Origin of the sequence: Paludibacterium sp. (assembly GCF_019232825.1) — a bacterium.
GTDB lineage: Bacteria > Pseudomonadota > Gammaproteobacteria > Burkholderiales > Chromobacteriaceae > Paludibacterium.
Window position 1 is genome coordinate 80,891 of the sequence record NZ_JAFAND010000035.1, and the last position, 12,059, is coordinate 92,949.

Consider the following 12,059-nt stretch of genomic DNA (forward strand, 5'->3'; position numbering starts at 1 on the left):
TTGTTATTGGCGCGTATCGCTCACCACGTTTAGAACAGTTGTTTGAAACTTACGTTTTAATTTGACACATGTCAATAGAGGACGGCTTTTATTCGAACGTTTGTCCACCGCCGCAATGACAATATAATGAAAAACGCCAGCATGACAAGCTGGCGTTTTAAACGGACCGGCGCACGAAAATGGCCGGGAACATACGTTACAACCCGCGCAACAAATCCACCTTCAAATCATCGAGATGTTCCAGCCCCACCGCGACCCTCAGCAGCCCCTCGACGATGCCGGCCCGTTCTCGCGCCTCTGCAGTTACCCGCGCGTGCGTGGTCGAGGCCGGATGGGTCAGCGTGGATTTGACGTCCCCCAGATTCGCGGTACGCGAAATCAGTTCGATGCCGTCGACGACGCGCCACGCCGCCTCGCGCCCGCCCTTGATCACGAAGGACAGCACCGCGCCCCCCAGGCGCTGTTGGCGCATGGCCAACGCGTGCTGCGGGTGGCTCGCCAAACCGGGGTAGTAGACGCGCTCGACCTGTGGCAGCGTCGACAGCCACTCGGCCAACGCCAGCGCCGTCGCGCACTGCCGCTCCATGCGGATAAACAGCGTTTCCAGCCCGGAGAGCAGCACCCAGGCGTTGAACGGAGACAACGAGGGACCGGCGGTGCGCACATGCAAATAGATCGGCTCGATCAAACGATCGCTGCCAACTACCGCGCCGCCGAGCACCCGGCCATGGCCGTCGAGGAACTTGGTGGCCGAATGCACCACCAAGTCGGCCCCAAGCGCCAACGGCTGCTGCAGCGCGGGCGAGCAAAAACAATTATCGACCACCAAGAGCGCGCCATGCGCATGGGCGAGTTCGGCCAAGGCGGCAATGTCCGCCACCTCGGTCAACGGATTGGATGGCGTCTCCACGAACAGCAGCCGGGTATTGGGCCGGATGGCCGCGCGCCACGCATCCAAGTCGGTCGGCGGCACGAAAGTGGTGTCGATGCCGAAGCGCGACAGTGTGCCGGAGAACAGATTCAGCGTGGAGCCGAACAGGCTTTGCGACGACAGCAAATGATCGCCCGCCTGCAGATTGCTCATCATCACGGCTTGGATGGCCGCCATGCCGCTCGCCGTGGCGATGGCGCGCTCGCCGCCCTCCAAGGCCGCAAGCCGCGTCTGAAAGGCATTGACGGTCGGGTTGGTGAAGCGGGAATAGGTATAGCCTTCCTGTTCGCCCAAAAACAGGCGCGCGCCCTCTTCCGCGCTGTCGAAGGTAAAGCTGGACGACAAATAAACGCCCTGGCTATGCTCGCCGAACGCGCTCAATTCGCGACCGGCGCGCACGGCCAGGGTTTCGGGATGCAATGGCTGATTGGATGCTGTCATCGTTTCTCTTTGAAATTTCTCTTTAATATTTAGTCGCGGCTAGATCAAATTCTGCTCCGCCACGTTCAGGTTCAGATCGATAAACTGCGACGCGGCCTCTTCCTCGCCGGCTTTGGCCGCGAGGCGCGAGCACTCGATGGCGTCGAGGTAGGCTTGCGAAATGTCGCCGGTAATGTATTGGCCATCAAAGCACGACGTCTCGAACACCGACAGCGCCGGATTGACACTGTGCACCGCCTCCATCAGCGCGTCCAGATCCTGATAGATCACCGCGTCCGCACCGATTTCACGCGCGATGTCCTCCTCGCTGCGGCCGGTGGCCAGCAATTCGGCCCGCGTCGGCATATCGATACCATAGACATTGGGAAAGCGTACCGCAGGCGCGGCGGAAGCGAAATAGACTTTCTTGGCGCCGGCATCACGCGCCATCTGCACGATCTCTTTCGACGTCGTGCCGCGCACGATGGAATCATCCACCAACAACACGTTACGGTCCTTGAACTCGGTGGCGACAGGGTTGAGTTTCTGGCGCACCGATTTCTTGCGCACGGCCTGGCCGGGCATGATGAAGGTGCGGCCGATATAGCGGTTTTTGATGAAACCCTCGCGATAGGGCAAACCCAGGCTGTTGGCCAATTGCAGTGCACTCGGACGGCTGGTATCGGGGATCGGCATCACCACGTCGATATCGATCGCCGGCAATACGCGCCGCACCTTTTCGGCCAGCTTCGCGCCCATGGCAATGCGCGCGAGATAAACCGAGGCGCCGTCGATGACCGAATCCGGCCGCGCGAAATAAACGAACTCGAACAGACAGGGCGCGCGCCGCGTGCTGCCGGCGCACTGGCGCGCGTGCATGTCGCCCTCGAAAGTCACGTACACCGCCTCGCCCGGCTCGACGTCGCGCAGCAACTCAAAGCCGGAGCAGTCGAGCGCGACCGACTCGGAGGCGAACATGGTTTCCGTCTTGTCGCCGTGCCGATGCACCCCCATCACCAGCGGACGAATCCCATTGGGATCACGGAAGGCCACCAAGCCATAGCCGGCGATCATCGCCACCACGGCATAAGCGCCCTGCACCCGGCGATGCACCGCCTCGACCGCGCCGAACACCGCGTCCGCCGACAACTCGAAGCCTTCGACGCGCTGGGCGATCTCGTGGGCGAACACGTTGAGCAGCACCTCGGAGTCGGAGCGCGTGTTGATGTGGCGCAGGTCATGCCGGAACATATCGGCCTTGAGCTCATCGGTATTGGTGAGATTGCCGTTGTGCGCCAACACGATGCCGAAGGGTGAATTGACATAGAACGGCTGCGCCTCGGCCAGGTTCGTGGCCGAACCGGCGGTGGGGTAACGCACGTGCGCGATGCCGGCCGTGCCTTGCAGCGAGCGCATGTTGCGGGTACGGAAGACATCGCGCACCATGCCGCTGCCTTTATGCATGTGAAAGGTTTTACCTGCGGCGGTGACGATGCCGGCCGCGTCCTGACCGCGATGTTGCAGCACCTGCAAACCGTCGTACAGCAATTGATTGACGGCCGACTGACCGACTACGCCCAAAATTCCACACATATCCGCTCTCTTCCAGAAACCGAATGCACATAAAAAAAGCGGAAATCTTGAATTGAAGATATCAAGATATTCCGCTTGTCTCACCCCTGTTCGGGTAATTCAGGCTGCCGGCCAATATTGGCGGCAGCCAAGGCCTTAAGGCGAGCGCCCCGGCCTCCAACGGCGGCGCCAGCAGCGCGTTGCGCCAGACCGGCTCGCGCGGCAAATCGGTCAGACCGGCGATCAACGTCAGCACAACCAGCACCAGCGCCCCGCGCGCCAAGCCGAAGCCCGCGCCGAGAATCCGGTTGACGCCGCCAAGCCCGGCCGAATCCAACAACCCCGTCAGTACGGCACGCAGCAGACAAGACGCGAGCCAGGCCACGAAGAACACGGCGATAAACGCGGCGACCATGCGCAGACCGTGCCCCGCCAGCGCGCTAGGCACAAAACCGGTCATGCTGGGCGCGAACTGTTTGGCGCACCAGAAAGCGATCAGCCAAGCGCCGAGCGACAACACCTCGACCACCAGCCCACGCACCAGCCCGACCACGACGGAGCCGAGCAGGATGGCCAGTGCGATGAAGTCGAGCGTGGTCACGGCGTCACTGCCCCACCACAATGCCGGAGACGCCGGCATGGGCTAATTTTTTCAAGACGGCATTGGCGTCGGCGCGACTGGCGAACGGTCCGACGCGCACCCGCGTCGCCGCCCCCTTGCTGGTCTGCACCTTGCTGAAACGGGCGTCCACGCCGAGCTCGGCCAGCTTGGCTTTCAACGCATCCGCCTTGACAGGATCCGACAGCGCCGCCAGTTGAATCACGAACTTACCATCCGCGGCGGGCTTCGCGGCGGCCGGCGCGGTATCGGCGCCATCGGCGCGGCCTTCAAGGATGGCGGCCGGATCGACGGTCTTATGCGGCTTGGCGATGGCGGGCGGCTTGGGTTTGGCCGGCTTGGCATGCGGCGCGGAAGATTCCTGCGCATGCTTGTGCACAGGCTGAGAGGCCTCGGCGGCAGCTTGCCGAGCGGGTTTCGCATGGGGCGCAGAGGCGCCGGCCGCACCAGGCTTGAGGGCGGGCGTCACAGGCTCGGCGACGGTGGAGAGCGACTCGGGCAACGCGGTGACATCGGGATGGGATGCTTCTTTCGGCGCGGAAGAAACCACCGGCGCCGCAGGCGCGGCCTGCGCGGCGCCGGAAGCCACGCCGACCACCAGCACGGACTCGGGCCGCATCGGCTGCTCCTGCACGCGGCCCAGCACCTTCCACAACACCACGGTGGCAATCAGCACCAGCACCACGGCGCCCACCAGACGGCGGCGCGCGCGCTTTTTCAGCAGCAGCAGCTCTTCTTGAGCGGACAGACCGGCCATGCAATCCTCAGGTAAGTGTCTGCCGGGCAGACATCACCTCGGCAACGGTATGGAACGACCCGAAAACGACGATTCTATCATTCTCTGCGGCAACCGATAAGGCGCTTTTCCATGCGTCGGAAACCGTGCCGAGAACATGCACATTTTTCACCCCTTGCGCGCGCAGCCGCTCGGCGATGCGTGCGCCGCTTTGTCCGCGCGGCATATCGAGCCCGCCGACGAACCAGCCGTCGAATTCCGTCACGGCCAAATCGGCCACCGCCTCCAAATCCTTGTCGGCCAGCATGGAAAAGACCGCATACCGATTTTCGGCAAACGGCAGCTGACGCAGGTTGGCCACCAGGGCACGCACCGCATGCGGATTGTGGCCGACATCCAAGACGACCTGCGGCCGCCCCGGCAGCACCTGGAAACGGCCGGGCCAATCGACTTCCAGGAGCCCGCGCTTGATGGCGCCCAGATCGACCGGCAGCCGCTCGAACAGCAACGCCAGCGCCGCCAAGGCGGCAGAGGCGTTGCCGATCTGATAGGCGCCGCGCAGCGCCGGCAGCGGCAGCGCGTGCCACTGCCGCTCGCCCAAGTGGAACGACCATTGCTGTTCCAAACGGACATTGCCGAAATCGCGCCCAAGCAGATACAACGGCGCGCCGATGGCGGCGGCGTGATCGATCAGACGCTGCGGCGGATGGGGGTCGGCGCAAACAGCCGGACGGCCGGAACGGAAAATGCCCGCCTTTTCATAGCCGATGCTTTCGCGGTCGGGACCGAGGTAATCCTGATGATCGAGATCGACGCTGACGACGACCGACACATCGGGCTCGAACGCGTTGACGGCGTCAAGCCGGCCGCCCAGCCCGACTTCCAGCACCATGACGTCCACGTCGGACTGCAGAAAGTGCCACACCGCCGCCAGCGTGCCGAATTCGAAATACGACAGCGGCACCTCTCCCCGCCCCGCCTCGACGGCGCAAAACGCCGCGATGAGCGCATCGTCGTCCACCGGCCGCATATCGATGGCCACGCGCTCGTTGTAGTGCAGGATGTGCGGCGAGGTATACGTGCCGACCTTATAGCCGGCGCGATTGAGCATGGTCGACAGCATGGCGCTGACAGACCCTTTGCCGTTGGTGCCGCCGATCATGATGACCGGACAGGCGGGCTTGAGCGCCATCGCGTCGCGCACGCGGCCGACACGCTCAAGCCCCAGATCGATGGTCTTACCGTGCAGGGTTTCAAGATAGGACAGCCATTCCGGCAGGGTGCGAGCTTGCATCATCGTGATACCTGAAGAGTGGGCGCCAAAGCGCCCCAACGAACGAAAACCCGCAAACGGCGCAACGCGTCGCGCGGCGCCGCATCGGCGAGCAGCACGCAAAACGCGCGCCGCCCGGCGCGGCGATAATGAAGCACGATCAACCCGGGCAAGGCAACACTGCCGTCGTCGAGCGCCACTTCTTCACGCACGCCGTCCTGCCAAACCGACAAGCGCGCGCCGGCGCGCACTTCGATGGCCTCGACCCGGCATGCCGCCCGCCATAGACGCCAGGCCAGCCAGGGCAACGGCGCGAATAGCCACCCAGGCGCGGCCAAGGGCCACGCGAACCAGGCGGCCGCCAGGCATGCGGCGAGCACGGCCGCCCATAAGCGCGACGGCGCGAGCGGCACGCGAAAATCCGCCGCGGTCGCCAAAGCCGGCGCCGCCGGAATCATTCGAGCTCGTCGGCCGCGTCGCGGTTGGTGATATCTCCCTCGACGCTATCGAAGACCTGAGAATGGATCTCGACGTCGAACCATTCCCAAAAAGCCTTGAGCGACCTGTCCTGGGGCCACAGCGCGGAATCCTCGCACCAACCGGCCAGTTCCATTTGGAACAACTGCTCGTAAATCTCATCCAGATACGCGATGCATTGCTCGGGCTCGTCGAAGTCCGGCAGCAGGATCGCGTTGCAATTGCTGCGCAAGGTATCCAGCGTCAGATCGAGGTCGTTGTCCGGCAACGCGTGCAGCCATTGATGAAAAGGTTGTTTGGGCTTGATTACCGCCACCGAGCGATCGACAAAATACATGGGGCCGTCCTTCTGCTGATTTGACCAGGCAGGCATTGTAACAGCCGAGACAAACCCGCGCGAAGGTTCCACCGTCGACATGCTACAATCGGACGGTTTTCCCGCATCCGATTCACCATGGCACTCATTACCGTCGAAAAAGCCTGCCTGGCCTTTGGCCACCACGCCTTGCTGGACCACGTCGATTTCTCGCTCGAACCGGGCGAGATCGTCGGCCTCATCGGCCGCAACGGCGCCGGAAAATCCTCACTACTCAAGGCCATTGCCGGCGCGACCCGTCTCGACGACGGCCGCATCAACATCAAGGGCGACATCTCGGTGGCCTTCGTGCCGCAAGAACCGGCGCTCGACCCGGCGCACACGGTCTTCGAGGCGGTGGCCGAGGGACTCGGCGCACTCAAGCAGTTGATCACCGACTACCATCGGCTGACCTCGCGACTGGAGCAGCCGCAGGCCGAGCACGAAGCGCTGTTGACGGAGATGGCGGCCATCCAGCACGCGCTCGAAGCGCAAGGCGGCTGGCAATTCGACGCGCAGATCCGCGCCGCGCTCGGCCACTTGAGCCTGCCGGCCGATACGTTGGTCGGAGAACTCTCCGGCGGCTGGAAAAAACGCGTGGCCCTGGCGCGGGCGCTATGCGCGCGGCCGGATGTACTGCTCTTGGACGAACCGACCAACCACCTCGACGTCGACGCCATCGTCTGGCTGGAGGATCTGCTCAAATCCTTCGGCGGCAGCGTGCTCTTGATCACCCACGACCGCCGCTTCCTCGATCATACCGTGACCCGCATCGTCGAACTGGACCGCGGCACCCTGAGGAGCTACCCCGGCTCGTTCGCCGCCTTCCTCAGCCAAAAAGCCGACGAGCTGGCGGCCGAAGCGGAACAAAACCGGATATTCGACAAATTCCATGCCCAAGAGGAAGTCTGGATCCGCAAGGGCATCGAGGCGCGGCGCACACGCAACATGGGCCGCGTGCGCCGGCTGGAAGAGCTTCGCCGTCAGCGCGCGGCGCGGCGAGAGCGCCTGGGCCAGGTCAATTTCCAACTCGACAGCGGCGAACGCTCCGGCAAGCTCGTGGCCGAGCTTGATCAAGTCAGCAAGGCTTTCGCCGGCCGCACGCTCATCGACCATTTCAGCACGCGCATCCTGCGCGGCGACAAGATCGGCCTGATCGGCCCCAACGGTATCGGCAAAACCACGCTGCTCAAACTCATCCTGGGCGAGCTCGAACCGGACAGCGGCAGCGTGCACCGCGGCACCAATCTGCAGATCGCCTATTTCGACCAGTTCCGCGAACAATTGGACGAAAATGCCAGCGTGGTCGACATCATCAGCCAAGGCAACGAGTTTCTCGACATCGGCGGCACGCGCAAGCATGTCATGAGCTATCTAGAGGATTTCCTGTTCGAGCCGGCGCGGGCGCGAAGCCCGGTGCACTCTCTTTCGGGCGGCGAGCGCAACCGTCTGCTGCTCGCGCGGCTGTTCACCCGCCCCGCCAACGTGCTGGTACTGGACGAACCGACCAACGATTTGGACATCGATACGTTGGAATTATTGGAGGAATTGCTCGCCAGCTATAACGGCACGGTATTCCTGGTCAGCCACGACCGCGCCTTTCTCGACAACGTGGTCACGCAGGTCATCGCCTTCGAGGGCAACGGCCGCCTGGAAGAAGCGCCAGGAGGCTATCAGGACTGGCTTGACACCAAAGCGCGCATGGCCAGCCTGCAAGCGGCGGCGCCGAGCCGGGCCGCCGAGCCCTCGCCGGCCAAAGCCAAACAAGACAAGCCCCGTAGCGGCAAAGCGAAGTTATCCTACAATGAAAACCGGGAATTGGCCGAATTACCGGATTTACTGGAAAAACTGGAAGCCGAGCAAGCGGCGCTCAACGAAAAACTGCTCGACCCCAATTGTTACCGTGACACGCCGCTGGAGGCGCGCGCCTGGCAGGCGCGCATTGAGGAAATCGAGGCGCTGCTGTTGGAAAAACTGGCACGCTGGGAAGAACTGGAGGCCAAACAAAAATGATGCGACGCACTTGTGCCGTATTGCTGATCCTGCTCTTGGCGGCTTGCAGCAGTCCCCCGCCGCTCAAGCAGCGCCCCTGGTCGCAAAGCGGCCGGCAGCAGCAATACGATCTGTCGCATCTACAGGCTGACGGCGCCGGTCGAGAAATTCTGATGTACACGCTCAGCCTGTTGGACGTCGGCTACCAATTCGGCGGCAGCAACCCGGCCGCCGGCCTCGATTGCAGCGGCATGGTCAGCTACATCTACCTCAACGCCGTCGGCGTGCGACTGCCGCACAACGCCGCGCAAATCGCCAACCTCGCCCGCCCGATCGACGCCGCCGAGCTGCGCGTCGGCGATCTGGTATTTTTCAACACGCTCAACCGCCCGTTCTCGCACATGGGCATCTACATCGGCGACGGCAAATTCGTGCACGCCCCGCACACCAATAGCGTGATTCGCATCGACCGGCTGGACAACCGCTATTTTGCCGCCCATTTCGAGGGCGGGCGCACCCTCTTCAGCTGAAAGCACCCGGCCGCGCCCTAGCTCGCGCCCGGTCTTGGCGGTATGATCGAAGCATTACGATTTCATCTCACGTCACCCGATCTGACCCAAGGAAAGTAAAGTGGAACTGTCATCGCGCGTACTCGCCATCAAGGAATCCCCCACGCTTGCCATTACCGCCAAGGCGCAGAAACTCAAGGCCGAAGGCCGAGACGTGGTCGCGCTCGCCGCCGGCGAGCCCGACTTCGATACGCCGGCGCACATCAAGGCCGCGGCGATCGAAGCCATCAACAAGGGCTTTACCAAATACACGCCGGTGGCCGGCATTCCCAGCCTGAAGCAGGCGGTGGTCGATAAGTTCAAGCGCGACAACGGCGTCGACTATACGACCAAGCAGATTCTGGTTTCCGTGGGCGGCAAGCAAAGCTTCTTCAATCTCTGCATGGCGCTGATCGGCCGTGGCGATGAAGTGGTCATTCCCGCCCCCTACTGGGTCTCGTACCCCGATATCGTGTTGTTGGCCGAGGGCACGCCGGTGGTGGTGAACTGCGGCATCGAACAAGGCTTCAAGCTGACCGCCGCCCAGCTGGAAAAGGCCATTACGCCCAAAACCAAGCTGCTGGTACTCAACAGCCCGTCCAATCCGACCGGCGCGGTCTATACGCTGGAAGAGCTCCGGGCGTTGGCCGAGGTGCTCAAGCGCCATCCGCAGGTGATGATCGCCTCGGACGACATGTACGAACACGTTCTCTTGGGCGACACCCGCTTCTACAACATTCTCAACGCCGCGCCGGAACTCAAGGACCGCACCATCCTGCTCAACGGCGTCTCCAAGGCCTACTCGATGACCGGCTGGCGCATCGGCTATGCCGGCGGCCCGGAATGGCTGATCAAGGCGATGGAGAACATCCAATCGCAATCGACCTCCAATCCGACCTCGATCTCGCAGGTGGCGGCCGAAGCGGCGATCACGGGCGATCAAGGCTGCATCACGCCAATGCTGGAAGCCTTCAATCAGCGCCACGTGTTCGTCGTCGACTATTTCAACCGCATCCGCGGCCTGAAGTGCCTGCCGGCCGGCGGTGCCTTCTACGCATTTGTCGATGCCCGCGCGGCCATCGCCAATCTGCACGCCGAGGGCAAGATCGCCGAAGCGACGGACATGGCGCTCGGCACCTACCTGCTGGAAACCCAGGACGTGGCCGTGGTGCCTGGCTCCGCCTTTGGCGCGGAGGGCTACTTCCGCATCAGTTTCGCCACCAGCATGGGCAATCTGGAAAAGGCGCTGGCGCGCATCGAAAAGGCGCTCGGCTAACCGTCTCCCGCCGCCCTTGCCGTGTTCCGCGCGGCAAGGGCGTTTTCATGTCATGACAATGGCAATATTACCGATTGCGTTCCCGGGACTCCCTTCCTAAGCTGAAAACCATAACAAGCTAAGGAGAGACCCATGCGCAAACTGATCCTGTTGTTTTGGCCATCGTTCGTCATCGCCTGTCTCGCGTCGGTGACCTTCTTCGCCCTGTTCGACCCCTACGAGCTCAAACTGCACGGCACTCAGCTATTCAGCGACAAACGCGCCGCCTACACTTTCTTTCTGCTCGCCGCGTGGGCCTTCGGCGCGCTCAACACCGCCGTGGTATTTTTCCTGCAGAAATCCGAGTCCGACGTCAACGGCTTTTGCCCGATGCTGAAGCACAACGCCAGCGTCGGCGATCCGGACGCTCCCGACGGCCAGGCACAGCCATAAAAAAAGCAGCCGCGATGCGGCTGCTTCGGTTTGTCGTGCCGGCAGCACTCAGAAAACGTGCAAGCCTTTGAGCATGACGATCAGGATCAACAACGGCGACACCCAGCGCAGCACGGTAAAGACCGCGTCGAGCAGTCCTTGATTACGCAGCCGGCCATGATTGGTCAGCTCCTGCTCGAAACGCTGTTTGCCCCACACCCAACCCACGAACAGACACAGACCAATGCCGCCGAGCGGCATCATGATGTTGGACGTCATGAAATCGAACAGATCAAAGGTGGTCATGCCGAACAGCTTGAAGCCGGCCATGCTGCTGTTCGACAGCGCGCAAGTAGCGCCCACCAGCGCCAACAGCGCCAGCGACAGCCAGGTGGCGGTCGAGCGCTTCATCTTGAAATGCTCGTTCATCAGCGCGATCGGCACCTCCAGAATCGACAACATCGCCCCCATCGACGCCACGGCGGTCAGCACGAAGAAAGCAAACATGAACACGTGCCCAAACAGCATATTGTGGAACACGGCGGGGATGGTAATGAACAACAGCGACGGGCCGGCGGCCGGTTTGAAACCGAAAGCGAACACGGCGGGGAAAATGGCGATGCCCGCCAGCATGGAGACGAACAGGTCGGCGCACATGACGCGGAAAGCCGTGGCGGGAATATTCTGGTCGTCGCGGAAGTAGCTGCCGTAAGTCATCATCGTGCCCATACCGATCGACAACTTGAAAAACGCGAGGCCGACCGCTGTCAGCACCACTGCGCCGGTTATCTTGCTGAAATCCGGCTGGAACAGGAACTTCAGCCCTTCGGAAGCCCCGGGCAACATCAGGCTACGCACCCCGACCACCACCAGCAGCACGAACAACAGTGGCATCAGCTTCTTGGTCGCCGCCTCGATGCCCTTGGAAACGCCCAAAAGCAATATGCAGCCCATCAGCACCAGCACCAGCCATTGCCACAGGAGCGATTGCAGCGGGTTGGAAATCAACTGGCCAAAGACGCTCTCGGTCACCTTCGGATCGCTGGTCAGCAAACCGGAACCGGCGGCCTTGAATACATAGGCGAACACCCAAGCCGCCACTTCCGAATAAAACGCCATGATCAGGAACGCCGACAGCACGCCCAGCACGCTGATCAGCCACCACGGCTGGCCGGCCGGAGACAGGGTCTTCATGGCGGTATAGGCATTGGCCTTGGCTTTGCGGCCCAGCATGATCTCGGCGATCATCACCGGCAAGCCGACCAGCAGCGTGGCCAGCACGTAAACCACGAGGAACCCGGCGCCCCCGTTGGTGCCGGTCAGATAGGGGAATTTCCAGATATTACCCAGTCCCACGGCGGATCCCAGCGTCGCGGCGAGCACGCCGAAACTCGAGGTAAATCCGTCGCGAGAGGCCGCTGAGGCGGCTTTATTTTCTTCTTTCATAAC

Annotated in this window: 12 protein-coding genes; 4 read left to right on the forward strand and 8 right to left on the reverse strand. The window is 62.5% G+C overall.

Annotated features, from left to right (window positions below):
* Positions 1-196 precede the first annotated feature (196 nt).
* The 7 genes from JOZ06_RS03505 to JOZ06_RS03535 all read right to left on the reverse strand — a co-directional run bounded on the left by JOZ06_RS03505 (position 197) and on the right by JOZ06_RS03535 (position 6,365).
* Positions 197-1,372: an O-succinylhomoserine sulfhydrylase gene (locus JOZ06_RS03505; protein ID WP_293228687.1), complete on the reverse strand. Its 1,176-nt coding sequence runs from the start codon at positions 1,370-1,372 to the stop codon at positions 197-199.
* Between the two features lie 39 nt (positions 1,373-1,411).
* A complete protein-coding gene (gene purF, locus JOZ06_RS03510) occupies positions 1,412-2,944 on the reverse strand; it encodes an amidophosphoribosyltransferase (RefSeq protein ID WP_293228690.1) in 1,533 nt (510 codons plus the stop codon).
* A gap of 61 nt (positions 2,945-3,005) precedes the next feature.
* Entirely contained in the window at positions 3,006-3,563 is a 558-nt protein-coding gene (locus tag JOZ06_RS03515; RefSeq protein ID WP_293228692.1) for a CvpA family protein, read from the reverse strand.
* On the reverse strand, positions 3,529-4,299 hold the full coding sequence (locus JOZ06_RS03520) for an SPOR domain-containing protein (protein WP_293228694.1): 771 nt from the start codon (positions 4,297-4,299) through the stop codon (positions 3,529-3,531). Before JOZ06_RS03520 ends, JOZ06_RS03515 begins: the two co-directional genes overlap by 35 nt.
* A gap of 7 nt (positions 4,300-4,306) precedes the next feature.
* Positions 4,307-5,572: a bifunctional tetrahydrofolate synthase/dihydrofolate synthase gene (gene folC / locus JOZ06_RS03525; RefSeq protein ID WP_293228923.1), complete on the reverse strand. Its 1,266-nt coding sequence runs from the start codon at positions 5,570-5,572 to the stop codon at positions 4,307-4,309.
* The gene (locus tag JOZ06_RS03530; RefSeq protein ID WP_293228696.1) at positions 5,572-6,009 is read right to left on the reverse strand and encodes a protein YgfX; all 438 of its coding nucleotides are present in this window, start codon (positions 6,007-6,009) and stop codon (positions 5,572-5,574) included. Before JOZ06_RS03530 ends, folC begins: the two co-directional genes overlap by 1 nt.
* A complete protein-coding gene (locus JOZ06_RS03535) occupies positions 6,006-6,365 on the reverse strand; it encodes a hypothetical protein (protein ID WP_293228699.1) in 360 nt (119 codons plus the stop codon). Before JOZ06_RS03535 ends, JOZ06_RS03530 begins: the two co-directional genes overlap by 4 nt.
* A 117-nt stretch (positions 6,366-6,482) precedes the next feature.
* Between JOZ06_RS03535 and JOZ06_RS03540 the strand changes: the two genes are divergently transcribed.
* The 4 genes from JOZ06_RS03540 to JOZ06_RS03555 all read left to right on the forward strand — a co-directional run bounded on the left by JOZ06_RS03540 (position 6,483) and on the right by JOZ06_RS03555 (position 10,631).
* The gene (locus JOZ06_RS03540) at positions 6,483-8,396 is read left to right on the forward strand and encodes an ATP-binding cassette domain-containing protein (protein WP_293228702.1); all 1,914 of its coding nucleotides are present in this window, start codon (positions 6,483-6,485) and stop codon (positions 8,394-8,396) included.
* On the forward strand, positions 8,393-8,905 hold the full coding sequence (locus JOZ06_RS03545; protein ID WP_293228704.1) for a C40 family peptidase: 513 nt from the start codon (positions 8,393-8,395) through the stop codon (positions 8,903-8,905). The genes JOZ06_RS03540 and JOZ06_RS03545 overlap by 4 nt, the downstream gene beginning before the upstream one ends.
* Positions 8,906-9,005: 100 nt before the next feature.
* A complete protein-coding gene (locus JOZ06_RS03550) occupies positions 9,006-10,199 on the forward strand; it encodes a pyridoxal phosphate-dependent aminotransferase (RefSeq protein WP_293228707.1) in 1,194 nt (397 codons plus the stop codon).
* Positions 10,200-10,331: 132 nt separating this feature from the next.
* Positions 10,332-10,631 carry a hypothetical protein gene (locus JOZ06_RS03555; protein WP_293228710.1) on the forward strand — a complete coding sequence of 100 codons (300 nt, stop codon included), beginning with the start codon at positions 10,332-10,334 and terminating at the stop codon, positions 10,629-10,631.
* A 48-nt stretch (positions 10,632-10,679) separates the two neighbouring features.
* Here the strand turns inward: JOZ06_RS03555 and JOZ06_RS03560 are convergent, their stop codons facing one another.
* Positions 10,680-12,056: a sodium-dependent transporter gene (locus JOZ06_RS03560; protein WP_293228712.1), complete on the reverse strand. Its 1,377-nt coding sequence runs from the start codon at positions 12,054-12,056 to the stop codon at positions 10,680-10,682.
* Positions 12,057-12,059 lie beyond the last annotated feature (3 nt).

Coding starts and splice junctions, on each gene's coding strand:
- JOZ06_RS03505 (WP_293228687.1), bottom strand. CDS start 1,372: ATGACAGCATCCAATCAGCCATTGCATCCCGAAACCCTGGCCGTGCGC.
- purF (WP_293228690.1), bottom strand. CDS start 2,944: ATGTGTGGAATTTTGGGCGTAGTCGGTCAGTCGGCCGTCAATCAATTG.
- JOZ06_RS03515 (WP_293228692.1), bottom strand. CDS start 3,563: ATGCCGGCGTCTCCGGCATTGTGGTGGGGCAGTGACGCCGTGACCACG.
- JOZ06_RS03520 (WP_293228694.1), bottom strand. CDS start 4,299: ATGGCCGGTCTGTCCGCTCAAGAAGAGCTGCTGCTGCTGAAAAAGCGC.
- folC (WP_293228923.1), bottom strand. CDS start 5,572: ATGCAAGCTCGCACCCTGCCGGAATGGCTGTCCTATCTTGAAACCCTG.
- JOZ06_RS03530 (WP_293228696.1), bottom strand. CDS start 6,009: ATGATTCCGGCGGCGCCGGCTTTGGCGACCGCGGCGGATTTTCGCGTG.
- JOZ06_RS03535 (WP_293228699.1), bottom strand. CDS start 6,365: ATGTATTTTGTCGATCGCTCGGTGGCGGTAATCAAGCCCAAACAACCT.
- JOZ06_RS03540 (WP_293228702.1), top strand. CDS start 6,483: ATGGCACTCATTACCGTCGAAAAAGCCTGCCTGGCCTTTGGCCACCAC.
- JOZ06_RS03545 (WP_293228704.1), top strand. CDS start 8,393: ATGATGCGACGCACTTGTGCCGTATTGCTGATCCTGCTCTTGGCGGCT.
- JOZ06_RS03555 (WP_293228710.1), top strand. CDS start 10,332: ATGCGCAAACTGATCCTGTTGTTTTGGCCATCGTTCGTCATCGCCTGT.
- JOZ06_RS03560 (WP_293228712.1), bottom strand. CDS start 12,056: ATGAAAGAAGAAAATAAAGCCGCCTCAGCGGCCTCTCGCGACGGATTT.